This is a genomic window from Kitasatospora sp. MAP12-44 (genome assembly GCF_029892095.1).
Lineage (GTDB): Bacteria > Actinomycetota > Actinomycetes > Streptomycetales > Streptomycetaceae > Kitasatospora.
In genome coordinates, this window is sequence record NZ_JARZAE010000004.1 from 5,846,658 (window position 1) to 5,871,556 (window position 24,899).

The 24,899-nt window shown below is 72.8% G+C and carries 23 protein-coding genes; 15 read left to right on the top strand and 8 right to left on the bottom strand.

Annotated features, from left to right (window positions below):
- Positions 1–14 precede the first annotated feature (14 nt).
- From P3T34_RS26900 to P3T34_RS26910, 3 genes are all read left to right on the top strand, one after another.
- Complete coding sequence (locus tag P3T34_RS26900) at positions 15–1,382, top strand: pitrilysin family protein (protein ID WP_280672419.1); 1,368 nt, start codon at positions 15–17, stop codon at positions 1,380–1,382.
- Positions 1,383–1,728: 346 nt separating this feature from the next.
- Positions 1,729–2,922, top strand: a complete 1,194-nt coding sequence (locus P3T34_RS26905) for an RtcB family protein (RefSeq protein ID WP_280668611.1) — start codon at positions 1,729–1,731, stop codon at positions 2,920–2,922.
- A gap of 55 nt (positions 2,923–2,977) precedes the next feature.
- Positions 2,978–3,415, top strand: a complete 438-nt coding sequence (locus P3T34_RS26910; protein WP_280668612.1) for a hypothetical protein — start codon at positions 2,978–2,980, stop codon at positions 3,413–3,415.
- 3 nt (positions 3,416–3,418) lie between these two features.
- Here the strand turns inward: P3T34_RS26910 and P3T34_RS26915 are convergent, their stop codons facing one another.
- Both P3T34_RS26915 and P3T34_RS26920 read right to left on the bottom strand, forming a co-directional pair.
- Positions 3,419–4,165: a class I SAM-dependent methyltransferase gene (locus P3T34_RS26915; protein WP_280668613.1), complete on the bottom strand. Its 747-nt coding sequence runs from the start codon at positions 4,163–4,165 to the stop codon at positions 3,419–3,421.
- 288 nt (positions 4,166–4,453) lie between these two features.
- Positions 4,454–4,732 (bottom strand): HPr family phosphocarrier protein, encoded by a 279-nt coding sequence (locus P3T34_RS26920; protein WP_280668614.1) that lies wholly within the window; start codon positions 4,730–4,732, stop codon positions 4,454–4,456.
- A gap of 129 nt (positions 4,733–4,861) precedes the next feature.
- Between P3T34_RS26920 and P3T34_RS26925 the strand changes: the two genes are divergently transcribed.
- The 4 genes from P3T34_RS26925 (at position 4,862) to P3T34_RS26940 (ending at position 10,222) form a co-directional block, all read left to right on the top strand.
- Positions 4,862–7,639, top strand: a complete 2,778-nt coding sequence (locus P3T34_RS26925) for a GNAT family N-acetyltransferase (protein WP_280668615.1) — start codon at positions 4,862–4,864, stop codon at positions 7,637–7,639.
- A gap of 106 nt (positions 7,640–7,745) precedes the next feature.
- On the top strand, positions 7,746–8,336 hold the full coding sequence (locus tag P3T34_RS26930; RefSeq protein WP_280668616.1) for a DUF5998 family protein: 591 nt from the start codon (positions 7,746–7,748) through the stop codon (positions 8,334–8,336).
- A gap of 17 nt (positions 8,337–8,353) precedes the next feature.
- Positions 8,354–9,538 (top strand): alkaline phosphatase family protein, encoded by a 1,185-nt coding sequence (locus tag P3T34_RS26935; protein WP_280668617.1) that lies wholly within the window; start codon positions 8,354–8,356, stop codon positions 9,536–9,538.
- A 33-nt stretch (positions 9,539–9,571) separates the two neighbouring features.
- Complete coding sequence (locus P3T34_RS26940; protein WP_280668618.1) at positions 9,572–10,222, top strand: thymidine kinase; 651 nt, start codon at positions 9,572–9,574, stop codon at positions 10,220–10,222.
- Here P3T34_RS26940 and P3T34_RS26945 read toward each other — a convergent pair.
- Positions 10,219–10,995, bottom strand: a complete 777-nt coding sequence (locus P3T34_RS26945) for a VOC family protein (protein ID WP_280668619.1) — start codon at positions 10,993–10,995, stop codon at positions 10,219–10,221. The genes P3T34_RS26940 and P3T34_RS26945 overlap by 4 nt on opposite strands.
- Before the next feature lie 167 nt (positions 10,996–11,162).
- Between P3T34_RS26945 and P3T34_RS26950 the strand changes: the two genes are divergently transcribed.
- Positions 11,163–12,005: a sulfurtransferase gene (locus P3T34_RS26950; protein ID WP_280668620.1), complete on the top strand. Its 843-nt coding sequence runs from the start codon at positions 11,163–11,165 to the stop codon at positions 12,003–12,005.
- Between the two features lie 52 nt (positions 12,006–12,057).
- Here P3T34_RS26950 and sepH read toward each other — a convergent pair whose 3' ends face one another.
- Positions 12,058–13,149, bottom strand: a complete 1,092-nt coding sequence (gene sepH / locus P3T34_RS26955; protein WP_280668621.1) for a septation protein SepH — start codon at positions 13,147–13,149, stop codon at positions 12,058–12,060.
- Positions 13,150–13,673: 524 nt separating this feature from the next.
- On the opposite strand from sepH, the gene P3T34_RS26960 reads away from it, so the two are divergent.
- Positions 13,674–14,555 carry a hypothetical protein gene (locus P3T34_RS26960; protein WP_280668622.1) on the top strand — a complete coding sequence of 294 codons (882 nt, stop codon included), beginning with the start codon at positions 13,674–13,676 and terminating at the stop codon, positions 14,553–14,555.
- Between the two features lie 9 nt (positions 14,556–14,564).
- Here the strand turns inward: P3T34_RS26960 and P3T34_RS26965 are convergent, their stop codons facing one another.
- Complete coding sequence (locus P3T34_RS26965) at positions 14,565–15,881, bottom strand: D-arabinono-1,4-lactone oxidase (protein WP_280668623.1); 1,317 nt, start codon at positions 15,879–15,881, stop codon at positions 14,565–14,567.
- 97 nt (positions 15,882–15,978) lie between these two features.
- Positions 15,979–17,217: an MFS transporter gene (locus P3T34_RS26970; RefSeq protein WP_280668624.1), complete on the bottom strand. Its 1,239-nt coding sequence runs from the start codon at positions 17,215–17,217 to the stop codon at positions 15,979–15,981.
- Positions 17,218–17,345: 128 nt separating this feature from the next.
- Here P3T34_RS26970 and P3T34_RS26975 point away from each other — a divergent pair, with 128 nt between their 5' ends.
- Entirely contained in the window at positions 17,346–18,485 is a 1,140-nt protein-coding gene (locus P3T34_RS26975; RefSeq protein WP_280668625.1) for a ferrochelatase, read from the top strand.
- 51 nt (positions 18,486–18,536) lie between these two features.
- The gene (locus P3T34_RS26980) at positions 18,537–19,349 is read left to right on the top strand and encodes an inositol monophosphatase family protein (RefSeq protein ID WP_280668626.1); all 813 of its coding nucleotides are present in this window, start codon (positions 18,537–18,539) and stop codon (positions 19,347–19,349) included.
- Positions 19,350–19,483: 134 nt separating this feature from the next.
- On the opposite strand, the gene P3T34_RS26985 is transcribed toward P3T34_RS26980, so the two are convergent.
- A complete protein-coding gene (locus P3T34_RS26985) occupies positions 19,484–19,666 on the bottom strand; it encodes a hypothetical protein (protein WP_280668627.1) in 183 nt (60 codons plus the stop codon).
- Positions 19,667–20,095: 429 nt separating this feature from the next.
- Between P3T34_RS26985 and P3T34_RS26990 the strand changes: the two genes are divergently transcribed.
- The 4 genes from P3T34_RS26990 (at position 20,096) to P3T34_RS27005 (ending at position 24,023) form a co-directional block, all read left to right on the top strand.
- Entirely contained in the window at positions 20,096–20,749 is a 654-nt protein-coding gene (locus P3T34_RS26990; protein ID WP_280668628.1) for a response regulator transcription factor, read from the top strand.
- Between the two features lie 38 nt (positions 20,750–20,787).
- Positions 20,788–22,077 carry an ATP-binding protein gene (locus tag P3T34_RS26995; protein WP_280668629.1) on the top strand — a complete coding sequence of 430 codons (1,290 nt, stop codon included), beginning with the start codon at positions 20,788–20,790 and terminating at the stop codon, positions 22,075–22,077.
- A gap of 201 nt (positions 22,078–22,278) precedes the next feature.
- Positions 22,279–23,253: an acyl-ACP desaturase gene (locus P3T34_RS27000; protein WP_280668630.1), complete on the top strand. Its 975-nt coding sequence runs from the start codon at positions 22,279–22,281 to the stop codon at positions 23,251–23,253.
- A 470-nt stretch (positions 23,254–23,723) separates the two neighbouring features.
- Complete coding sequence (locus P3T34_RS27005) at positions 23,724–24,023, top strand: DUF4193 domain-containing protein (RefSeq protein ID WP_280668631.1); 300 nt, start codon at positions 23,724–23,726, stop codon at positions 24,021–24,023.
- A gap of 211 nt (positions 24,024–24,234) precedes the next feature.
- Here P3T34_RS27005 and P3T34_RS27010 read toward each other — a convergent pair whose 3' ends face one another.
- Entirely contained in the window at positions 24,235–24,762 is a 528-nt protein-coding gene (locus P3T34_RS27010; RefSeq protein ID WP_280668632.1) for a DUF3093 domain-containing protein, read from the bottom strand.
- Between the last annotated feature and the right edge of the window lie 137 nt (positions 24,763–24,899).

Sequence of the window (24,899 nt, forward strand, 5' to 3'; positions counted from 1 at the left end):
CCTTCGTCCCCACCATGACCTTCCACCCGCAGCCGGAGCCCGGCACGCCGTCCCCGTGGGCCTTCCCCGCGCCCAGCCGCTCGGCGCTCGCCAACGGCCTGACGGTGCTGCACTGCGACCGTCCCGGCCAGCAGCTGGTCGCCGTCGAGGTGCTGATCGACGCGCCGCTCGCCGCCGAGCCCGAGGGGCTGGACGGCGTCGCGACGATCCTCGCCCGGGCGCTCAACGAGGGCACCGCCACGCTCACCGCGGAGGAGTTCGCCGGTGAGTTGGAGCGGGCCGGCGCCAACCTGGACGCGCACGCCGACCACCCGTGCATCCGGGTCGTCCTGGAGGTCCCGGCCTCCCGCCTGGAGCGCGGCCTGACCCTGCTCGCCGAAGCGCTGCGCGCCCCCGCGCTGCCCGAGGACGAGATCGAGCGGCTGGTCGCCAACCGCCTCGACGAGATCGTCCACGAGCAGGCCAACCCCGCGCGGCGCGCGGCCAAGGCGTTCTACGCCGAGCTCTTCGACTCCGCCGACCGACTCTCGCGCCCGCGGGCCGGCGGCGCCGACACCGTCAAGCGGATCGACCGCGCCGCCGTCCAGGCCTTCTACGACGCGTACTTCCGCCCCTCCACCGCCACCGCGGTCGTGGTCGGCGACCTCACCGGCGTCGACCTGCCGGCACTCCTTGAGTCCACCCTCGGCACCTGGACCGGCGACCGCGCCGAGCCCAGCAAGCCCGCGCCGGTCACCGCCGACGACCACAGCCGGGTGGTCGTCGTCGACCGGCCCGGGGCCGTCCAGACCCAGCTGCTGATCGGCCGGATCGGCCCGGACCGGCACGACCCGAGCTGGGCCGCGCAGGTGCTCGGCACCTACTGCCTCGGCGGCACGCTCACCTCCCGGCTGGACCGGGTGCTGCGCGAGGAGAAGGGCTACACCTACGGTGTGCGCGCCTTCGCCCAGCCGCTGCGCTCCGGTGCCGACGGCTCGGGCCGCTCGCTGCTGGCCATCAGCGGCTCGGTCGACACCGCCTCCACCGCCCCCGCGCTGGCCGACACCTGGACCATCCTGCGCACCCTCGCCGCCGAGGGCCTGACCGACGCCGAGCGCGAGGAGGCCGTGCAGTACCTGGTCGGGGTCGCCCCGCTCAAGTACGAGACGGCGAGCTCGGTGGCGGGCACGCTGGCCGACCAGGTCGAGCAGTACCTGCCGGACGACTTCCAGGCGGAGGTCTACCGGCAGCTGGCCGCGATGGGCACCCAGGCCGCCACGGACGCCGTGGTCGCCGCGTTCCAGCCGGACCGCCTGGTCACCGTGCTGGTCGGGGACGCCTCGGTGATCGCCGACCAGGTCAAGGAGCTCGGCATCGGCGAGGTCACGGTGCTGACCTCCTGACGTTCGTTCACACCCTGACCGAGGCCCGGCGGATCCTTCCGCCGGGCCTCGGTAATTCCCTTGCCGGAGCACCGCGTTCCGTGGGTTGATAGCCCCGTCGCACCGAGCGGCGAGCAGAGCGGCAGTGGAGAGGAGGCGGTCACCATGCGGGTCGAGCAACCAGGCAGGCGCGTCAACGCGCCGCGCTCCCCGAGGCCGCTGTCCGCCGCCGCCTGCCGACGAACCGCCTGAGCCTTCTGGCCGAGCGCGTTCCTCCCACACTTCCCGGGCCACGCCGGACGCTTCGCGTGGCAGTACCACCCTCGTCCTACTCTGGAATTGTCGACCTTTGGGGGTCAGTCTCACCATGTCGTACACCGAAGTGCCCGGAGTCCGGGTCCCGATCCGGATGTGGACCAACCCGTCCACCGTCGAGAGCGCGGCGCTCCAGCAGCTGCGCAACATCTCCACGCTGCCCTGGCTGCACGGCCTGGCCGTGATGCCGGACGTCCACCTGGGCAAGGGCGCGACCGTCGGTTCCGTCATCGCCATGAAGGACGCCGTCTGCCCGGCGGCGGTCGGCGTGGACATCGGCTGCGGAATGAGCGCGGTGAAGACCTCGCTCACCGCCCGCGACCTGCCCGACGACCTCGGCCGGCTGCGCTCCCGGATCGAGCAGCTGATCCCGGTCGGCCGCGGCCTGCACAGGGAGGCCGTCGACCCGGGCTCGCTGCGTGACCTCGCGGTCGGCGGCTGGGACGACTTCTGGTCGCGGTTCGATCTGATCGCGCCGGAGGTCAAATTCCGTCACGAACGCGCCACTTTGCAGATGGGAACGCTCGGATCCGGCAACCACTTCGTCGAATTCTGCCTCGACACGACCGATTCTGTCTGGTTGATGCTGCACTCCGGCTCGCGCAACATCGGCAAGGAGCTGGCCGAGCACCACATGGGTGTCGCCCGCGCCCTGCCGCACAACCAGGGCCTGGTGGACCGGGACTTGGCGGTCTTCCTGGCGAAGACCCCGGAGATGGCCGCCTACCGGCAGGACCTCTTCTGGGCGCAGGAGTACGCCAAGTACAACCGCGCCGTGATGATGGCCCTCTTCCAGGACGCCGTGCGTGGCGAGTTCCCGAAGGCGGCCGTCACGTTCGACGACGTCATCAGCTGCCACCACAACTACGTCAGCGAGGAGCGCTACGACGGCGTAGACCTGCTGGTCACCCGCAAGGGCGCGATCCGGGCCGGCTCGGGCGACCTCGGCATCATCCCGGGCTCGATGGGCACGGGTTCGTACATCGTCCGTGGCCTCGGCAACCCGGCCTCGTTCAACTCCGCCTCGCACGGCGCCGGCCGCAGGATGAGCCGGACGGCGGCGAAGAAGCGCTTCACGGTCAAGGACCTGGAGGAGCAGACCCGGGGCGTGGAGTGCCGCAAGGACAGCGGCGTGGTGGACGAGATCCCGGGCGCGTACAAGTCGATCGACAAGGTCATGGAGCAGCAGCAGGACCTGGTCGAGGTGGTGGCCAAGTTGAAGCAGGTCGTCTGCGTCAAGGGATAGTGGGTCCTGGTAGTAGCAGGACTCCGGTGCGGGCCGGGGCTGACCAGGATTGCGAGTGGCCGTGCAGGGAGAGCTCTTCATACGGACGGAAGCGCCGGCGCTGGGGAAGGCGTGGTTGCTCGGCGTCTTCGTCGACGGGGTGAGGGTCGGCAAGGTCCGGCAGGGGGAGTCGGGGCGGTTCGCGGTCGAGCCCGGCACGCGTTCGGTGCGGGTCGGGGTCGGCGGCGGCCGCTCCAACACGATCACCGTCGAGGTGGGCGAGGGCGCGCCGTGCCCGGTCACGGCGTACAACACCGGCTATTCGATGATGGTCACGATCGTCCCGCTGATCCTGGGCGTGCTGGCCTTCATCCCCGGCTTCGTCTTCCGGCTGCGCGCCGGCGTGGTCGCGCCGGCCGTGGTGCCGGAGGAGAGCGTGCAGGGGCCGGCGGGCCTGTGGTGGGAGTCCGATCCCAAGCTCGCCAAGCGCTACGGCAAGAGCGGTACGTCCTGAGTTTCAGGCCGTCGGGCGCAGCAGCAGCGTGACGAAGCCGAACGTCCCGCGGTAGCCGCGCAGCCAGCGGGTGCGGTGGTCCAGGGCGGCTTCGGTGGCCGCGGCGGCGTCGGGGTGGTCGGGGTGGTCCAGTGCCCAGGCGGCCAGCGAGCCGGTCCAGGACCACTCGTAGGCGTCCAACTCCTGCTCGCTGCTGGTGTGTCCGTCGACGATCGTCCAGCCGGCGGCGGTGATCCGGTCGACCAGCGTGGGCAGGTCGTCGAGCTCGTCGGCGGTGGCGCCGAAGCCGTCCAGCGCGGCCTGGCCGGGCGGGCGCTGCCAGTAGCTCTCGCCGAGCAGGACGGCTCCGCCCGGGGCGAGGTGGCGGCGGGCGGAGGCCAGGGTGGGCAGCAGTCCGTCGAAGGCGTACGTGGCTCCGACGCTGAGCACCAGGTCGTACGGGTGCGGCGCGATGAAGTCGGCCGCGGCGAGGTGGTGCAGGCCGAGCCGGCGGGCCACGCCCAGCTGCTCGGCGGCCTGCTGGGCCTTGGTCAGCCCGCCCGGCGCGTGGTCGACGCCGTCGGCGGTCAGCGCGGGGTGCGCGGCCAGCGCGCGCAGCAGCCAGGCGCCCTCGCCGCACCCGAGTTCCAGCACCCGCTCGTCCCCGCGCACCACCGCGCGGGCCAGCAGCGCGGCCACCGCCTCGTCGCTCAGCGGCGCGGCGATGGGGTGATGGGCGTGCGCGAGCTCGGAGATCAGGCTTCGGTCCATCTCTCTCTCCTTGCGTGGGAATCCCGGCCGTCAGGCCGGGCGGGAAACGCATCCTGATGTTCGGAGGCGCGGAGCGCCGTGGTACGCTACGTGCCTACTTCGGTAGCGGTCAGGGCTTGGCCGTCATAAGATTCCATGGAGTCAAGTGAGAAGCCCTCTCATTCGCGAGAGGGAGGAGTCACCCTCGGAGTTTCCCAGTCGGATCGGTCGGCTGCACCCGGTTTGCCGGACAAGTGGAAGGGGTGCACCGCCACTGGCGGGGCACCCCTTCGGCCTGTCGCGGGCGGCTCAGGCGGCGGGCAGCTCGTCCAGGCCGCCGGCGACCAGCGCGGCCAGCCGGTCGAGCGCGGTGTCCGCGCCCTCGGCGTCGGCGGCGAGCACGACCTCCTCGCCGCCCTCGGCGCCGAGCGCCAGCAGGCCGAGCATCGAGGCGGCGTTGACGGGGGAGCCGCCGGCCTTGGCGATGGTGACGGGCACGCCGACGGTGCCCACCGCGCGCACGAAGACCGAGGCGGGACGGGCGTGCAGGCCCTCGGGCCAACCGATGGTGACGCGGCGCTCAGCCATGAGACGTGCCTTTCAGGTGGTGCTGCTGGAGCTGTGTTGTCTAGACCATTCTGGCACGGGCGCGACGGAACCCCCGCAGGCCCCGCCTGCGGGGAGCCGTCCGGCCCACCGCCCGATAGCCTGGCGGTTGTGGAGGATTCCCAGACCCCGGCCGCCCCGCAGGACGGCGGGCCGGGCGACGCGCACAGCTACCCCCAGCACTGGGAGGCGGACGTCCTGCTGCGCGACGGCGGCACAGCGCGGATCCGGCCGATCACTCCGGCCGACGCCGACCGGCTGGTGGAGTTCTACGCCCTGGTCTCCGACCAGTCGAAGTACTTCCGCTTCTTCGCCCCCTACCCCCGGCTCTCCGCCAGGGACGTCCAGCGCTTCACCCACCACGACTACGTCAACCGGGTCGGCCTGGCCGTCGTGGTGCGCGACCGCTTCATCGCCACCGTCCGCTACGACCGGATCGACGAGGTCGGCCGCCCCAGCGAGTCCGGCACCGACGCCGAGGTGGCCTTCCTGGTCCAGGACGCCCACCAGGGCCGCGGGGTGGCCTCCGCGCTGCTCGAACACATCGGCGCGGTCGCCCAGGAGCGTGGCATCCGCCGCTTCGTCGCCGAGGTGCTGCCCGAGAACCGCAAGATGGCCAAGGTCTTCACCGACGCCGGCTACATCCAGCAGCGCAGCTACACCGACGGCGTGCTGCATCTGGAGCTCGACCTCGAACCCACCGCCGCCTCGCTGGCGGTCATGCGCGCCCGCGAGCACCGCGCCGAGGCCCGCTCGGTCCAGCGGCTGCTGACGCCCCGCTCGGTCGCGGTGGTCGGCGTGTCGCGCACCGAGCGGTCGCCCGGCCGGGCGCTGCTGCGCGACCTGCTGGCCGGCGGCTTCCAGGGGGAGGTGTACGCGGTCAACAGCAAGGCGCCGCCCGGCACCGTGCTGGACGGCGTGCCACTGTGCCGCTCGGTCCTGGAGATCCCCGGACCGGTCGACCTGGCGATCCTCGCGGTGCCCGCCGCGGCCGTCCCGGCGGTGGTCGGCGAGTGCGGCGCGCACGGGGTCCGCGGCCTGGTGGTGGTCACCGCGGGGTACGCCGAGACCGGCGCCGAGGGCCGCGAGCGCCAGCGCGCGCTGGTCCGCCAGGCCCGTGCGGCCGGCATGCGGGTGATCGGCCCCAACGCGTTCGGCCTGGTCAACACTGACCCCGAGCACCCGCTGAACGCCTCGCTCGCCCCGGCGCTGCCCAGGGCCGGCCGGTTCGGGCTGTTCTGCCAGTCCGGTGCGATCGGCGTCGCGCTGCTGGAGGCCGCGCACCGCCGGGGCCTGGGCGTCTCCTCGTTCGCCTCGGTCGGCAACCGGGCCGACGTCTCGGGCAACGACCTGCTCCAGTACTGGGAGGAGGACCCGGCCACCGACGTGGTGCTGCTCTACCTGGAGTCCTTCGGCAACCCGCGCAAGTTCACCCGGATCGCCCGCCGGCTCGCCCAGGTCAAGCCGGTCGTGGTGGTCAAGGGGGCCCGGCACACCGGCAGCCTGCCGCCAGGCCACGCCGTCCCGTCCACCGCCTCCGGCCTGCGCGACGCCACCGTCGACGCGCTCTTCCAGCAGGCCGGCGTGGTGCGGGTGGAGACCATCACCGAGCTCTTCGACACCGGCGAGCTGCTCGCCCACCAGCCACTGCCGGCCGGCGACCGGGTCGCGGTGGTCGGCAACTCGGACTCGCTCGGCCTGCTCACCCACGACGCCTGCCTGAGCGCGGGCCTGCGCCCGCGGATCCCGGTGGACCTGACCACCGCCGCCACCGGCGAGAACTTCCGGATCGCCCTGGAGACCGCGCTCGGCGACCCCGAGGTGGACGCGGTGATCGCGGTGGCCATCCCGCCGATCTCCGGAGCGCTCCCGGACGCCGGCGACCAGCCGCTGCCCGGCACCGACCCGGAGATCGGCGAGGCGCTGCTGGCGGCCGCCGCCGGTGCCCGGCGGCGCGGCAAGCCGCTGCTGCTGACCCATCTGACCCTCACCGACCTGCCCGCGCGGCTGCGCACCGACGGGCACGTCGTGCCGACCTACCCGGCGCCCGAACGCGCGGTGCGCGCCCTGGCGCACGCCGTCCGCTACGGCGCGTGGCGGCGCACCACCGAGGCCGCCGAGCAGACCGCGCGGGTCCCCGAGCTGGACCGGATCGACGAGGCCGCCGCCCGCGACCTGGTCGAGCAGCACCACGTGGGCGGCCGGGTCACCCTCCCCGACCAGGACGCGGCCGCCCTGCTCGCCCACTACGGCATCGACGTCCAGCCCACGCTGCCCGCCCCCGACGAGAAGCGGGCCGTGCAGGCCGCCGCCGCGCTCGGCTACCCGGTCGCGCTCAAGGCCACCGCCGACCACCTGCGCCACCGCGCCGACCTGGGCAGCGTCCGGCTGGACCTGACCGGCGAGCCGGGGCTGCGCCGGGCGCACCGTGAGCTGGACGCGCTGCTCGGCGGCGCGGCCGAGGCGAAACTGGTGGTGCAGCGGCTGGCCCCGCGCGGCGTGGACACCGTGATCGCCGCCACCGTCGACCCGGCGGTCGGCGCGATCCTCTCCTTCGGCCTGGCCGGCGCCCCCGCCGAGCTGCTCGGCGACCTGGCGCACCGGCTGGTCCCGGCCACCGACCTGGAGGTCGCCGCGCTGGTCAGGGAGGTACGGGCGGCGCCGCTGCTGTTCGGCTGGCGTGGCGCCGACCCGGTGGACACCGACGCCCTGGAGGAGCTCCTGCTGCGGGTGTCCCGACTGGTCGACGACCTGCCCGAAGTGGCCTCGGTCGACCTCGAACCGGTGGTGGTGGCACCGCACGGCCTGACCATCCTGGGAGCCCGGGTGCGGCTCGCTCCGCTGCCCGTGCGCAGCGATCTGGGCCCACGCAGCATGAGCACCCTGTAGCCTTCCTGGGTTGCGCCCTCCCGCGCCGCGGTCGGCGCACCCGGCCGCCCGGGACGTACGGCGCAGTCCAGCCCGCTCCGTCGGCGGGACATGCCAGGATGGAGTTATGGCGAAGACCGGTACCACCACCACGCAGGACCTGCGCTCGGCGATCGAGCGCAGCGGCTACTACCCCGCGTTGGTGTCCGAGGCCGTGGAGTCCGCGGTGGGCCCCGAGCCGATCAGCTCTTACCTGGTCCACCAGGAGACCACCTTCGACGCCAACGAGGTCCGCCGGCACGTCACCGTGCTGGTGCTGACCGCGTCCAGGTTCGTGGTCAGCCACACCGACGAGCAGGCCGCCGACGCGACCAGCCCGGTGCCGTACGCCACGACCTCGACCGAGTGCGTCCGGCTGGACCGGATCGGTTCGGTCGTGCTCAGCCGGATGGTGGCCAACCCCGAGACCTACACCCCGGGCACGCTGCCGCGCGAGGTGGTGCTGACCATCGGCTGGGGCGCCGTCCAGCGGATCGACCTGGAGCCGGCCGGCTGCTCGGACCCGAACTGCGAGGCCGACCACGGCTACACCGGCTCGGCCACCGCGGACGACCTGTCGCTGCGGGTCAGCGAGGCGGGGGACGGCCCGGAGACGGTCGCCCAGGCCCTGGTCTTCGCCCGGGCGCTGTCCGAGGCCACCATCAGCACCCGTTCCTGAGGCCCGGCACCCACACCATGTCCTACATTCCGTCGGATCACGACGCCTTCGAACTCCTCGCCCCCGGTGACGCACCGGCGCCCTCGTACGGCAGCGGCTCGCTCTGCGACCTGCTGCCGTCGGTGGCGGCCGGCCTCGGCGTGCCCGGATTCACCAGCACGCTGCCGATCGAGCCCGCCGACCGGGTCTGCGTCTTCCTGGTCGACGGCATGGGCTGGGAGCTGATCAAGCGCCACCCCGAGTACGCGCCGTTCCTGACCTCGCTGCTGCCCACGTCGCTGGGCAACACCGCCCAGCCGCTGACCGCGGGCTTCCCCTCCACCACCGCGACCTCGCTGGCCTCGGTGGGCACCGGGCTGCCGCCGGGCCTGCACGGTCTGGCCGGCTACACGGTGGCGATCCCCGGCCGCAACCAGCTGATGAACCAGCTGCGCTGGCAGCCGCCGGTCGAGCCGCGCGAGTGGCAGCCCTACCCGACGGTCTTCGAGCGGGTGCACGCCGCCGGGGTGCGGGCCAGCCAGGTCTCCTCCCCGCTCTTCGCGCAGACCCCGCTCACCCAGGTCGCGCTCTCCGGCGGCCACTTCCTGGGCCGCACCACCGGCGAGGAGCGGATGGACCTGGCGGCCCGTCAGCTGGCCGGTGCGGACCGCGCGCTGGTCTACACGTACGTCAGCGAGCTGGACGGCATGGGCCACCGCTACGGCGTGGACTCCGACGAGTGGCGGATGATGCTCAACACGGTGGACCGGCTGGCCCAGCGGCTCGCCGAGCAGCTGCCGCCGCGCTCGGCGCTGTACATCACCGCCGACCACGGCATGATCGACATCGCGCCCGAGGACCGGATCGACTTCGACGACGACTGGGAGCTGAGCGCGGGCGTAGCCCTGCTCGGCGGCGAGGCCCGGGCCCGGCACGTCTACGCCGTCCCGGGCGCCGCGGCCGACGTGCGGATGGTCTGGAGCGAGGTGCTCGGCGACCGGATGTGGGTCGCCAGCCGGGACGAGGCGATAGCGGCCGGCTGGTTCGGCCCGTCCGTCGACGACCGGGTCTACCACCGGATCGGCGACGTGGTCGCCGCCGCCCGCGACGACATCGCGGTGATCGCCTCCCGCAGCGAGCCGGGGGAGTCCGCGATGACCGGGCTGCACGGATCGATGACCCCGGTCGAGCAGTTCGTGCCGCTGCTCGAAGTCCGCGGCTGATCACCCACCTTCCGAAAGGTCCACGCTCCACCGATGGCTGACCTGGTGTTCTTCTCCGGCACGATGGACTGCGGCAAGTCGACCCTGGCGCTGCAGATGAACCACAACCACGCCGCCCGCGGCCGGCAGGGCATCATCTTCGCCCGCCACGACCGGGCCGGTGCCTCCACCATCTCCAGCCGGCTCGGCCTGCGGGCCGAGGCGGTGGAGGTGACCGAGGGCTTCGATTTCCACCTCTACGTGGTGCAGCTGCTGTCGGCGGGCGGCCGGGTGGACTATCTGATCTGCGACGAGGCCAACTTCTACACCGCCGAGCAGGTCGACCAGCTCGCCCGGGTCGTCGACGAGTTGGGCATCGATGTCTTCACCTTCGGCATCACCACCGACTTCCGCACCAGGCTCTTCCCCGGCTCTCAGCGGCTGGTCGAGCTGGCCGACCGGGTGGAGATCCTGCAGGTCGAGGCGCTCTGCTGGTGCGGAGCCCGGGCCACCCACAACGCCCGCACGGTGGGCGGCGTGATGGTGGTCGAGGGCCCGCAGGTGGTGGTCGGGGACGTCGCGGTCAGCGAGGACGAGGTCGGCTACGAGGTGCTCTGCCGCCGCCATCACCGGCGCCGCCTCACCGCCGCCACCGCCCGCGCGGCCGCCCTCTCCCCGGACGTGCTCCCCTTCGAGGGGCACTAGGGAAGCCGCACCACCGAGAACCGGCCGCCCTCCGGGTCCGCCAGCCGGGCCACCCGGCCGTACGGCGTGTCGTACGGCGCCACCAGCAGGCTGCCGCCGAGCCGCAGCGCCTGATGCACGGTCAGATCGACGTCCGCGACCGCGAAGTAGACCCGCCAGCGCGGCGGGCCGTCCCGCAGGTCGCCGGTCTGCCGGATCCCGGCCACCCGGTGGCCGTCCACCTGGAGGGTGGCCTCCTCGTCGCCGCGGGCCACCGCGGACGGCTCCGCCTCGACCACCGCGCGGCCCAGCACCGAGCCGTAGAAGGCGGCGGCCAGCGGCTCGTCATTGGTCACCAGCTCGTTCCAGACCGGCGCGCCGGGCTCGCCGACCACCTCCCAGCCGAGGTGCTCGCGGCCCTCCCAGAGGCCGAAGAAGGCGCCGGAGAGATCCGCGGCGATGGCCAGTCGCCCGGCGTTCTCGGACTGCAGCGGGCCGACCGCCACGGTGCCGCCGCACTCGCGCACCCGCTGCGAGACGTCGTCGGCGCTGTCGACCGCGAAGTAGGTGGTCCACTCGGTGGGCAGCGCGAGTGAGGGCGGCGCCACCCCGATGCCGGCCACCTTGGCCCCGCCCAGGCTGGCCCGGACGTAGCAGCCCAGCTCGGTGGGCCCCGGCGTGAAGCTCCAGCCCAGCAGCGGACCGTAGAAGGCCTTGGCACCGTCCAGGTCATGGACCAGCAGGCTCACCCAGCAGGGTGTGCCGTGAGCCACCCGGACCTTCACCGCAGTCATCGCACGCCTCCTCGGGGGCACTTGGCCCGGCGGCTCCGGCCCCAGCCCCAGATGCTCCCACTCCCGGTGCGCGACACGCCGCAGTTCGACGCTGACGCCACGGCAAAGACCGTACAAAGAGCGGTTGCCGCCCACCGGTGACCGCGGCAGGCAGCACAATGGCAGCCATGGACAAGACTTCTCCGTTGATCTCCGTCGAGGAGCTGGCGACGGCGCTGGCCGGGCCGCGGCCGCCGGTGCTGCTGGACATCCGCTACCAGCTGGGCGGCACGCCCGGGGCCGCGGACTACGCGGCCGGCCACCTGACCGGCGCCCACTACCTGGACATGGACCAGGACTTGGCCGCCCCGCCGAGCGCGGCCGGGCGCCACCCGCTGCCCGACCCCGAGCTGCTGGGCGCCGCGCTGCGCCGGGCGGGCGTCTCGGCCGACCGTCCGGTGGTGGTCTACGACGCGGGCCCGGCCACCTCGGCCGCCCGGGCCTGGTGGCTGCTGCGCTGGGCCGGCCACGGCGACGTCCGGGTGCTGGACGGCGGGCTCGCCGCCTGGCAGGCGGCCGGGCAGCCGCAGACCACCGAGGTGCCGGCCCCGGCGGAGGGCGACTTCAAGCCGGTCCCCGGGCAGCTGCCGACGCTGGACGCCGACCAGGCGGCCGAACTCGCCCGTGGCGGCCTGCTGCTGGACGCGCGGGCGGGCGAGCGCTACCGCGGCGAGACCGAGCCGGTCGACCCGCAGGCCGGGCACATCCCGGGCGCGGTCAGCGCGCCGACCTTCGACAATGTCGGCCCGGACGGCCGCTTCAAGCCGGTCGCCGAGCTGGTCGAGCGCTTCCGCGCGCTGGGCGCGGAGGGGCAGGCGGTCGGCGTCTACTGCGGCTCGGGCGTGACGGCCGCCCACCAGGCGCTCGCGCTGGAGCTGGCCGGCCGTCAGGCCTCGCTCTACCCGGGCTCATGGAGCGAGTGGTCCCGCGACCCGTCCCGCCCGGTCGCCACCGGCGCCGAGCGGGGCTGAACAGCGAAGGGGAGGGACCCAGTGGGCCCCTCCCCTTCGTGCACTTCTCTTCCTACTCCTGCTTCTTGCGGCGGCTGCCGAAGACGATCTCGTCCCAGCTGGGGACGGTCGCCCGACGACCGGGGCGCACACCGTCCGCCTCGGCCTGCCGGTCGGTGGTGCCGACCAGCCGCTCCCGGTGCGGTGCGACCGCCCGGGGCATCAGGATGTCCGCGTACGCCGAACCCGCGCCGATGGCCGGCGCCGCGGCGGCCGGCTCCTCGACCACCGGGCTCTCCTCGACGGGCGTGGGCTCGATCACCGCCGGTCCGACCGCGAGGTGGTCGCGGAAGGCCGGAACCACGTCCAGCAGGCTGGTCAGCGACTCCCGGGCCTCGGCGGTGGCGGCGGTGGCCGCCGCCTCGCGGGCCGAGATCCGCTCGGGCGGCGGGGACATGATCCGGTCCGCCGAAGGGCGCTCGATCATCGGGCGCATCGGGCGGTCCTGGGGCAGCCGGGCGATCCGCGGGATGAACGGGAAGACCGAGTCCTCCTCGCGCTCGACGTGCTCGCCGATCAGCGCGCGGGCCTCGTCGTCGATCGGCTGGACCAGCCGCCGGGGCGGGTCGTACGTCCAGCTCGCCGAACGGCCCTCGCCGTCCGAGCGGTAGCCGAGGACGACCTCCCAGGTGCCGTCGTCGCGCCGCCAGGAGTCCCAGCGCTCGCTGTCCTTCTCGGCACCGCGCAGCACCAGCCGCTCGGCCACGGCCTCGCCCAGCTGGGGACCGGTGCTCTCGCCGTGCCGGCGGATCGGGGTCTTGCGGGCGCGCTCGGCCATGAAGGCGCGCTCGGCGAGCACCGGACCCTCGAAGCGGCGGACTCGGTCCACCGAGATCCCCGCGGCCTGGGCGACCTCCTCAGCGGAGGCACCGGCTCGTATCCGCGCCTGGATGTCGCGGGGGCGGAGGTGGCTCTCCACCTCGATCTCGATCTGGCCGAGGCGCGGGCGGTCACCGCGGACAGCGGCGCGCAGCCGCTCGTCGATGGGGAGGGTGAACTCCGTGCTGTCGGCAGCCTTGAGGACCAGCCGTGTGCCGTCATTGCTGACAGCCACGACGCGCAGTTCGGGCACGGTTACCTCCCGGGTGGTGCCTGCCGACGTCACCTGCGTCGCTGCTCCCGTACTGAGTGTGGCCTGCCCACTGGCGACTTGCCACAACCTTGCAGAGTTCTCCGGTGTGTCGGACTTCCGCCCGGTCACACCGCTGTGGCACGGTTGCCTGTTTGCCGCGTCGTGTGACGCTGCGCCCTGGCACCCGGCCGTTCCCCGCACGTGGATGTGGAGCGACGGTTCGAGTCGAGCGCCGCCGTGCGTGCCGGGCCTTGGAGTAGTCCGTCCTGCCGTGTTGACGGGCAGTCGAGAGCGTGACCGAGGGCTCAGGCTCCACGAACAGTACTCCATTCGTGGCATCCGCAGGGGCGGCTCGCCGCTCAAGTCTCCCGCGATTCACGGGAATCTCAAGCTCGGGGACTCCGATGGCGGACCGCCGATCAGTTGACGGTGATCATCTTCACATATATCGACTGCAGAGTGGTGGATTTTCGACCTGTGTGTCCTTCTTTGTGCAAGATGGGTGGACTTATCGGATTGATGGACGAGCCTAGCGAGACATTGCGGGAGGGACGCTGATGCCGCAGCGGAACGGGCGGGCGGTCGCCGAGGAGCAGGCCGAGGCCGAGGCTGCCGCACCCGGCGGGCGGCGGATCGACCTCAGCGTCGCCCAGGTCGCGGCCAGCGCGCTCGCCGCGGTGGTCGGCGCGGTGCTCGCCTCCGAGCTCGGGGTCTACGGCACGATCATCGGCGCGGCGGTGGTCAGCGTCGGTGCGACCACCGGGGGAGCGGTCTTCCATCACGTCTTCCGGCGCACTGGCGAGCAGCTGCGGGAGGTCACCGAGCGGGGCTCCGGGCCGAGCGTCAACGGGCTGCAGCAGGTGCCGCTGCGGGACACCGCGCCGCTGCCGGCCGCCTGGCTGCCCACCGGGCAGGCCGCGCAGGCCGGGCCGAGCGGGCCGAGTTCCGAGTGGAGCGACTCCCCGGTGCTCAAGGCTCGCGGGCGCCGCACCTGGAAGACCTACGCGGCCCTCTCCGGGCTGGTCTTCGCGGTGGCGATGGTGCCGATCGTGGGAGTCGAGCTCGCCTGGGGCAAGAACATGCACGCGATCACCACCGGGCAGGACGGCGCAGGCACCTCGATCTTCCCCGGCGGCGGCCACCGGCCGGACCGGGCCCCCGCGCCGCCGTCGGGCGGGGACCGGAGCCCGAGCACCCCGGCCTCGCCGCGCTCCTCGGGGAGCGCCTCGGCGCCGGCCTCGCCGTCCTCGACTCCCTCCCCCGGTGCCTCGGCCTCGGCCGGCAGCTCGCCCAGCGCCTCGCCCAGCGGCTCCGCGAGCGCGCCGGCGACCGCGAGCGACTCCCCGAGCCCGCCGCCGTCCTCGCCCACCCACTCCGCCACCGGGCAGCAGGCACCGCCCCCGGACGCCGCAGCGCCGTCCGGTACGCCGTCCCCGTAAGCGGGCTAGCTACCCGCCGAGCACCCGCCGCAGATAGTCGTTGGCGAACCGGCGGTCCGGGTCGACCCGGTCGCGCAGGGCGGTGAAGTCGGCGAAGTGCGGATAGACGCCCGCCAGGTACTCGGCGTCCCGGGTGTGCAGCTTGCCCCAGTGCGGACGGCCCTGGTGCGCGGTCATCAGCTGCTCGACGGCGGTGAAGTAGCCCGGCTCGCTGGTGCCCCGGTAGAGGTGGACAGCTATGTAGACGCTGTCCCGGCCGCTCGCGGTGGAGAGCCACAGGTCGTCGGCCGGCGCCGTGCGCACCTCCACCGGGAAGCTGATCCGCCAGCGGGACCGCTCGACCAGCGCCTTGAGTTCGCGCAGCACGGTGGTGGCCGCCTCGCGCGGCACCGCGTACTCCATCTCGGTGAAGCGGACCCGGCGCGGGCTGGTGAACACCCGGTAGGCGAGGTCGGTGTAGGTCCGCTCCGACCAGGCCCGGCTGGCGAGCGCGGCGATCGTCGGGATGCTCGCGGGCAGCGCCCGGCCGACCCGGCAGGCGCCCTCCCAAACGGTGTTGGAGAGGAAGTCGTCGTCCAGCCAGGCCTTGAACCTGGGTAGCGGCGCCGCGGGCCCCTGGCTGCGGTTGTTGCGCTTGGTGCTGCAGCGGTCGGTGTGCGGGAACCAGTAGAACTCGAAGTGCTCATTGACCGCGGTCAGCTCCTCGAAGTCGCCGAGCACCTGTTCGAAGCCCATCGGCTGCTCGTGGGCGGTCAGCAGGAAGGCCGGCTCGACGGCGAAGGTGAGCGCGCTGACCAGGCCGAGCGCGCCCAGGCCCAGCCGGGCTCCCTGGAACAGCTCGGGCTCCTCGGTGGGCGAGCAGTGGTGGACACTGCCGTCGGCGAGCACGATCTCCACCGCCTGCAGCTGCGCGGCGAGCGAGGCGGAGTCGCGGCCGGTGCCGTGCGTGCCGGTGCTGGTCGCGCCGGCCACGGTCTGCACCTCGATGTCGCCCATGTTGGTCAGCGACAGGCCCTCGGCCTCCAGCAGCCGGTTGAGCCGGGCCAGCGGCAGTCCGGATTCCACGGTGACGGTGCCGGCCGCGCGGTCCAGTTCGCGCACGGCGGTCAGCCCGTGCGGACGCACCAGTACGCCGTCGCCGGCCGAGGCGATCGCGGTGAAGGAGTGCCCCGAGCCGACCGCCTTGACCGTCCGCCCGTCCTCGGCGGCCTGCCGGACGACCGCCGCCAGCTCGTCGGTCGAGGTGGGAGCGACCACCCGGCTGGGAACGGCACTCTGGTTGCCCGCCCAGTTGCTCCAGCGGCCGGGGGTCACGGTGGGGGGCATGCGGGGGCCTCCTGCTTCGGGTGCTACCAGTGGGTAGGGAGCCTAACCACCGGCCCGGCGCGGGTAAATGCCCCTGCGTTGCGCTTTGGACCGACCGTCACCCCACCGGCACGGCCTGGTCGGCCGCCGCGTCCGCGCCCGTGCGCAGCCACCGGCCGCCCGCCAGGGCGGTGAGCGCGGCGAAGACCGCCCCGGCCACCGGGACCCAGTAGGCGGTGGGAGCGCCCGCGTGGTCCACCACCACGCCGGCCAGCGAGGAGCCGAGCGCCACGCCCAGCGCGAGCCCGGTCGTCGTCCAGCTCATCCCCTCGGTCAGCTGCGCGGCCGGTACCAGCCGCTCCACCAGGCCCATCGCCGAGATCAAGGTCGGGGAGATCGAGAGCCCGGCCACGAAGAGCGCGCCGCCCAGCGCCGCCAGCCCGGCCACTCCCGTACAGAAGGCGGCGACCAGGACCAGCGGCACCATGCTGACCGCCATCACCGAGACCCCGGCCAGGAACCGCTGGCCGAGCGTGCCGGGCAGTTTCAGCGTCCCGAAGACCAGTCCGGCCAGGGCCGAGCCGAGTGCGTAGACGGCCAGCACCAGGCTGGAGAGGGAGGTGTGCCCCTGCTCCTGGGCGAAGGCGACGGTGACCACCTCGACCGAGCCGAAGATCGCACCGGTCGCCACGAAGGTCAGCACCAGCACCCGCAGCCCGGTGGAGCGGATCGCCGAGCCGCTCGCCTGGTGGGCCTCGTGGTGCACCGGTGGTTCGGTGCTGCGCTGTGCGGTGAAGAGCGCCACCCCGACGGCCAGGAAGACCACCGCCAGCAGCAGTCCGGCCTCGGGGAAGACCGAGGTGGCCAGCCCGATCGCCAGGATCGGCCCCACGATGAAGCAGGTCTCGTCGACCACCGCCTCCAGCGAGTACGCGGTGTGCAGTCGGTCGGGCTCCTCGCGGTAGAGGTGGGCCCAGCGGGCCCGCACCATCGCGCCGGTGCTCGGCATGCAGCCCATCCCGGCGGCGCTGACGAAGAGCGTCCAGTCCGGTGCGCCGAAATGCGCGCAGAGCAGCATGGCGATCGCCGCCAGCACCGTCAGCACGGTGGCCGGTCGCGCGACCCGGCGCTGCCCGAGCCGGTCCGCCAGCCGCGAGACCTGCGGGCCGAGCGCGGCGGCGGACACCGCCACGGTCGCCGAGATCGCGCCCGCCAGTCCGTAGGAGCCACGCAGTTCGGCCAGCATGGTCACGATGCCGATGCCGGTCATCGAGATCGGCAGTCGCGAGACGAAGCCGGTGGCGGAGAAGGCCAGACTGCCCGGCGCAGCGAATATCTGACGGTAGCTGGACAGCACAGTGGCTCCGGGTGGTAAGGAATGTCGGTCCTCTTCATAGCTTACGAAGCTTGGCAAACCAGTTGCCCTGCGCCGACCCGCGTGGCCCGCCCCGCACCGGCCGTGTGCGCAGTGGCAGGATCGGTGCCATGTCCGACGCGCAGACCCTCACCGACCCCACCCCCTACGACGCCCTGCTGCTGCTCTCCTTCGGCGGCCCGGAGGCGCCCGAGGACGTGGTGCCGTTCCTGGAGAACGTCACCCGCGGCCGGGGCATCCCGAAGGAACGGCTGGCGGAGGTCGGCAAGCACTACTTCCTGTTCGGCGGCGTCAGTCCGATCAACGAGCAGAACCGCGAGCTGCTCGCCGCGCTGCGCAAGGACTTCGCCGAGCACGGCCTGCGGCTGCCGCTCTACTGGGGCAACCGGAACTGGGCCCCCTACCTGGTCGACACCCTGCGGGAGATCGCGGCCGACGGCCACCGCCGGATCGCCGTCCTGGCCACCAGCGCCTACGCGGGCTACTCGGGTTGCCGCCAGTACCGCGAGAACCTCGCCGACGCGCTGGCCCAGCTGGCCGCCGAGGGGCTGCCGGAGCTGCGGGTCGACAAGCTGCGGCACTTCTACAACCACCCCGGCTTCGTCGGCCCGATGGTCGAGGCCACCCTCGCCGCGCTGGCCGAGCTGCCCGCCGCCGTGCGCGACCGCGCGCAGCTGGCCTTCACCACCCACTCCATCCCGCTCTCGATGGCCGAGAGCTCCGGCGCCCCGGACGACCCGGCCCGCGGTACGCCCGGCGGCGCCTATGTCGCGCAGCACCTGGAGGTCGCCCGGCTGGTAGCCGAGGCGGTGGCCGAGGCCACCGGCGTCGCCGACCGGCCCTGGGAGCTGGTCTACCAGAGCCGCAGCGGGGCGCCGCACATCCCGTGGCTGGAGCCCGACATCTGCGACCACCTGGAAGCGCTGCAGGCCGGCGGCGCGGCGTCCGCGGTGATGATCCCGATCGGCTTCGTCTCGGACCACATGGAGGTCAAGTACGACCTCGACACCGAGGCCCGGGCCAAGGCCGCCGAGCTGGGCCTGCCGGTGGCCCGTGCCGCGACGGTCGGGGCCGACCCGCGGTTCACCGCGGCGGTGCGCGAGCTCGTCCTGGAGCGTGCGGCTGTCGAGCGCGGCGAGCCGGTGCGGCGCTGCGCGCTCGGCCTGCTCGGCCCGAGCCACGACCTCTGCGCGGCCACCTGCTGCCCTAACCCGCGAGCCCCCAAGTCCGCTGCGGCGCAGTCCTCCTGACGAGTCGTCAAGGAAGCGTCAGTGGCCCGCCATCAGACCCGGAGGACCCCCGTGCCCGATCAAGCCCTGCTCGACGAGCTGCTCGCCGTCGCCCTGGACGCCGCTCGGCAAGCCGGCGAACTGCTGCGCGACGGCCGCCCGGCCGACCTCGGGGTGGCCGCCACCAAGAGCAGCCCGGTCGACGTCGTCACCGAGATGGACCTCGCCTCCGAGAAGCTGATCGTGGAGCTGATCGCCGCCCGCCGCCCGCTGGACGGCTACCTGGGTGAGGAGGGCACCGAGCGGCCGGGCAGCAGCGGGGTGCGCTGGGTGGTCGACCCGCTTGATGGAACGGTCAACTACCTCTACGGCCTGCCCGGGTGGGCGGTCAGCGTGGCCGCCGAGCTGGACGGCCAGGTGGTGGTCGGGGTGGTCGCGGCGCCGGCCCGGGGCGAGACCTTCCAGGCCGTGCTGGGCCGCGGCGCACTGCTGGACGACCGCCCGATCAACTGCCGCCCGCCGGCGCCGTGGGGCCAGGCGCTGATCGGCACCGGCTTCAACTACGTGCAGTCGGCCCGCGTGCACCAGGCCGACGTACTGCGGCAGTTGATGTCCGAGCTGCGGGACATCCGGCGCGGCGGCGCGGCCGCGGTCGACCTCTGCGACGTCGCCGCCGGCCGCCTGGACGGCTACTACGAGCGCGGCCTGGCCCCGTGGGACCACGCCGCCGGTGCGCTGATCGCCCGCGAGGCGGGCGCGCTGACCGGCGGGCGCCCGGGTGCGGCGCCCTCCGGCGAACTCACCGTCGCGGCGCCGCCCGGCGTCTTCGAGCCGCTGCAGGAGCGGCTCGAGGCGCTCGGCGCCTGGCACGACGGCCTCAGCTGACCTGAGGAACGGGCCTAGCCCCGGCGCAGTGGCTGCGCCGGGGCTAGGAAGATGTCAGGGGCCGGTCGGGACGGCCCGGGCGGGGGGAGCGGATCGGGACCCGGAGGCTGTGGGACCAGGTCCGGGGTGTCGGGTCAGGCGCTGCGGGGCAGAGCGAGCACCAGGTCGACGCCGTGGTCGGCGGCGAGACGGCGCAGGTCGTCGATCTCGGACTGCTCAACTTCGGCGAGGAACTCGTCCCCCGACTCAAGAGCGCGGTGCAGATCCTGCTCGGCGTTCTGAATACGCTGCAGAATTCCGGCGGTGAAGGCGTCCATGCGGCAGGCCCCCTTGCTGTGTCGGACGTGCGCGGTCGAGCGTTCTCCGGCGGGGAGGTGCGGTGTTCCATCGGTCGCGCCCGACCGGTTGTGGCTCCGGTGCCGACGCTGCTGCGGCCGCTGGCCGCTCCGTGAACGTGCGATCCCCCGACCGGTGCGGATGAAACGCGCGGCGGGTGGGTGCGATCGACGTACGGCGTGATCGCGGGTGTGCAATCGTCCTCCCCAGCCAGCGTGCCGGGAAACCTCCCGAAGACGGGAAAGTTGCCTTTGTCACAATCCGCCCCCTGGTGCCCGGACCGCCCGCAGCCGCCTTACCGGTGCTTTACCCCGGTACCAGGCAGGATGGAGGCACCGTCGGAGTCGCAGGCCCGAGCAGCGGGACCTCCGGGTCCCCGCCCGCCCGCGCACCAGAGAAGGGAAACCGCTGTGCGGGTACTTGTCGTCGAGGACGAGCAGTTGCTCGCCGAAGCCGTCGCCACCGGCCTGCGCCGTGAGGCCATGGCGGTCGACGTGGTGTACGACGGCGAGGCCGCGCTGCAGCGCATCGCGGTCAACGACTACGACGTCGTGGTGCTCGACCGCGACCTGCCGCTGGTGCACGGCGACGACGTCTGCCGCAGCGTGGTGGAGCAGGGGCTGGCCACCCGGGTGATCATGCTGACCGCCTCCGGTGACATCAGCGACCGGGTGGAGGGGCTGGAGATCGGCGCGGACGACTATCTGCCGAAGCCGTTCGCCTTCAGCGAACTCGTCGCCCGGGTCCGCGCGTTGGGCCGCCGCTCGACCACTCCGCTGCCCCCGATCCTGGAACGCGCCGGCATCTCGCTCGATCCCGGCCGCCGCGAGGTCCTGCGCGACGGCAGGCCCGTCCAGCTCGCGCCCAAGGAGTTCGCCGTCCTGGAGGTCCTGATGCGGGCCGGCGGGGCCGTGGTCTCCGCCGAGCAGCTGCTGGAAAAGGCCTGGGACGAGCACACCGATCCGTTCACCAACGTGGTGCGGGTGACCGTGATGACCCTGCGCCGCAAGCTCGGCGACCCGGCTGTCATCGTCACCGTCCCGGGCTCCGGCTACCGGATCTGACCTCCCAACCTCTCTCTCCACGCAAGGGGACGACACCCATGACCACCCCGTCCTCGATCGGCGGGCCCAATGGCGGCTCCCGCACGGTGCCGCCGCGGCCCGACCACCCGCCGCAGCCGGCCGGCCAGCCGCAGCGCGAGCAGTACCGGCCGGGCGACGGGCTGAGCTGGCTTCCGTTCCGTCCGACGATCAGGATCCGGCTCACGCTGCTCTACGGCGGGATGTTCCTGATGGCCGGGGTCCTGCTGCTGCTGCTGATGTACTTCTTCGTCCGGCAGGCGTTCGAGCAGGTCCAGCTCCCCAAGATCACCCTCAGCCCTGACGTGGTGGTGCGCACCCCCGACGGGCAGCTGCTCACCGGTCCCCAGCTCAATGCCTACATCGACAGCAGCCAGATCGCGCAGGCCCACACCGCGCTCGACACCCTGCTGCGCAAGTCGCTCACGATGCTGGTGGTGCTGGCTGTGATCGCCTTCGTCGCGGGCTACGCGATGGCCGGCCGGGTGCTGCGCCCGCTGGGGCGGATCACCCGCACCGCGCGCGAGGTGGCCAGCTCCGACCTGCACCGGCGGATCGAGCTGGACGGCCCGGACGACGAGCTCAAGGAGCTCGCCGACACCTTCGACGGGATGCTCGATCGGCTGGACCGCTCCTTCGACTCCCAACGCCGCTTCGTGGCCAACGCCTCGCACGAGCTGCGCACCCCACTGGCGATCAACCGGACGCTGCTGGAGGTGCAACTCTCGGACCCGAACACCTCCGCCGACCTGCAGCAGCTGGGCAAGACCCTGCTGGCCACCAACGAGCGCAGCGAGCAGCTGGTGGAGGGCCTGCTGCTGCTGGCCCGCAGCGACAACGAGCTGACCGACCGCAGACCGGTCGAACTGTCCGAGGTCGCCGTCCGCGCGATCGAGCAGCTCCGGCCGGAGGCGGCCAAGCGCGAGGTGGAGATCCGCACCTCGCTCACGCCGGCCCCGGTGCTGGGCAACGGCGTGCTGCTGGAGCGGATCGCGCTGAACCTGCTGCAGAACGCGGTGCGCTACAACCTGGCCGACGGCTGGGTGGAGATCACCACCAGGGTGGGCCCGGGCGGCCTGGGCGAGCTGGTGGTCAGCAACACCGGCCCGGTGGTCCCCGGCTACGAGCTGGAGCACATCTTCGAACCGTTCCGCCGGGTCAAGGGGGCCGACCGGACCCGCAGCGACAAGGGCGTGGGCCTGGGCCTGTCGATCGTCCGCTCGGTGGTCCGGGCGCACGGCGGCGCCATCGAGGCGGCCACCCGCCCGGGTGGCGGGCTGACCATGCGGGTACGGATCCCGGGCGTCTGAGAGCGACCGAAAGCCGGGCAGCGGCCCTCTGGGGCCCGCTGCCCGGCTTTGCCGTATCCGCGGCCGGTCCGGTCCGGCCCGGGTGAGCCGTTCGAAAGTACGAAGGGGCTGGCCAGGGCACTTGCCATCGGCGGTCCGAACAACTTACGGTGGCGTAACCTACGCATCCGTAAGTGTCCCGTCCCCTCAGGAGCCACCGTCGTGACCATCGCACCCGCCCAGCGCACCGGTTCGACCGCCTGGACCGATGCCCGGCTGATCCTCGCCCTCGAAGAGGTGGTCGAGACCGAGCTCAACCGCCACCTCGCCATAGCGAAGGAATGGATGCCCCACGAGTACATCCCGTGGAGCCAGGGGCGGGACTTCGACGGGGTACTCGGCGGCGAGGCCTGGTCGCTCGAGCAGTCCAAGGTCACCCCGCTCGGCCGGATCGCCCTGGTGGTCAACCTGCTGACCGAGGACAACCTCCCCAGCTACCACCACGAGATCGCCACCATGTTCGGCCGTGAGGGCGCCTGGGGGACCTGGGTGCACCGCTGGACGGCCGAGGAGGGCCGGCACGGCATCGCACTGCGGGACTACCTGCTGGCGACCCGCGCGGTGGACCCGGTGGCCCTGGAGCGGGCCCGGATGGAGCACATGGCGGAGGGCTTCCAGTCCGACAACTCGCACAGCATGCTGCACTCGGTGGCCTACGTCGCCTTCCAGGAGCTCGCCACCCGGATCTCGCACCGCAACACCGGCCACTTCGCCGGCGACCCGCTCTGCGAGCAGCTGCTGGCGAAGATCGCCAACGACGAGAACCTGCACATGGTCTTCTACCGCAACCTGCTCAAGGCCGCCCTGGAGATCGCCCCGGACCTGGCCATGCAGGCCGTCCGTGACGTCGTCACGGACTTCCGGATGCCCGGGCACGGCATGCCCGGTTTCGAGCGCTCGGCCGCCCAGATCGCCATCGGCGGCATCTACAACCTGCGGATCCACCACGATGACGTGCTGCAGCCGGTGCTGCGCCACCTCAAGGTGATGGAGATCGGCGGCCTTGGCCCGGCCGGTCTGCAGGCCCAGCAGGAGCTCGGCCTCTTCCTGGACGGACTGGACACCCAGGCCACCCGCTTCGACGAGCGGCAGGCTGCGCTGCTGGCTCGACGGGCTGCCAACGCGGCCAAGAAGTAGCCTCCACGGGTCTCGGTCGGGGGCCGGTTGCAGCAGTTTCGCCCGAAAAATACCGCAAGGTGACGAACGTCACATCCGGCGGCCTTACCCTTTCGGATGATCTCTCAGAGTGATCATCGGCCCCGCGCTGATCATTGCGGAGCGTAGTCGTATCCGGTGGCGCGCGCTCCGCTCGGGCTGATCGCCAACCGGGCCCCCACCTGCGCCGAGAAACTCTGGCGAACGGGCCCGGTGAGGCGTACCATCACCTTCCGTATTCGAAGCGGACGGGCTGCCGAGCCTCGGCGGCAACACTGCGCAAGCCCCTCGAAGGGCGGTTCGATCACCCGGTCGAGCCCGCTGCTGAGTGTCGATTGAGTAACAGGGCTTGAAGTAAGGCACAATCTCGGCCTCGGGTCGGGCACAACACCGGCCCCTCATGCGTTACGTGCGCTGGAGATACCGCACACACCCAGAGGGGGAGAGCGAACATGGCAACGGACTACGACACCCCGCGCAAGACCGATGACGACCTCAACGAGGACAGCATCGAGGAACTGAAGGCGCGTCGGAACGAGAAGTCGACCAGCTCGGTCGACGTCGACGAGTTCGATGCGGCGGAGGGCCTCGAACTGCCCGGCGCTGATCTGTCCAACGAGGAACTGTCCGTCAGGGTGCTGCCGCGCCAGGCCGACGAGTTCACCTGCATGAGCTGCTTCCTGGTGCACCACCGCAGCCAGCTGTACAGCGAGAAGAACGGCAACCCGATCTGCCGGGACTGCGGAGCCTGAGCATCGGGCAGCCACGGTCCGGGCCCGGTGGCCACTGTGCAGGGCACAGCCACCGGCTCGGCACACCGCCCCGTCCGGGCCGGGCAACCGGCCCGGAGGCTGATCTCGCGGCCGCCGCTGACGCCGGTCGCACATACGGGCGCAGACAGAGGAAAGGGACGGTCCCGCTACGCGGAACCGTCCCTTCACCTTTTCCCGCCGCTGCCGCGGCTCAGCCCTGGGCTTCGGCGTCCTCATCCTTCGCGGCCTTGGCCTTGGCGTTCTCGTCCTTCGCGTCCTTGGCCTTGGCGTTCTCGTCCTTCGCGTCCTTGGCCTTGCCGATCGCGGCCGCTAGGCCCTCCGGGTCCCGGGTGGACAGATAGAGGTACGGCGTCGGGTCCGCGGGGTCGGTGACCTCCACCCGCAGCGCCGTCCGGACATAGCTGCGCAGCAGCATGAAGGCCCGCGGGTCGGCCTTCACCGAGCGCCAGGCCACCGTCTCCGCCGGGTCCAGCGGTTGCGTGCGGCCCAGGGCGGAGAGCGGGATCCTGGCCTTGCCGGCCACCAGCGAGCCCTGCACCACCCGGATCCGGGCCGAGCCGTAGCTGCTGAGCCCCATCGAGCCCGCGACGATGCCCGCGACCAGGCCGATCAGCCCGGGCATCGAGCCGAAGCGCAGCAGGATCAGACCGAACGAGAGGCCGGTGGCGACCGGCAGCAGCCACCAGGAGCGGGGCGCGGTGAGGCGTTCGTCGTACATGCCCCCATTGTGAGCACGCTTCATTCACGGCTCGGCGCAGCCCCCCGGGTCACCCGCAGTGGGCGGCCGGTGCACCGTTTACTACCCGCCGGTAGGGTCGGGCCCCGTGACCGGACCCATTGCATCCTCGCCTGCTC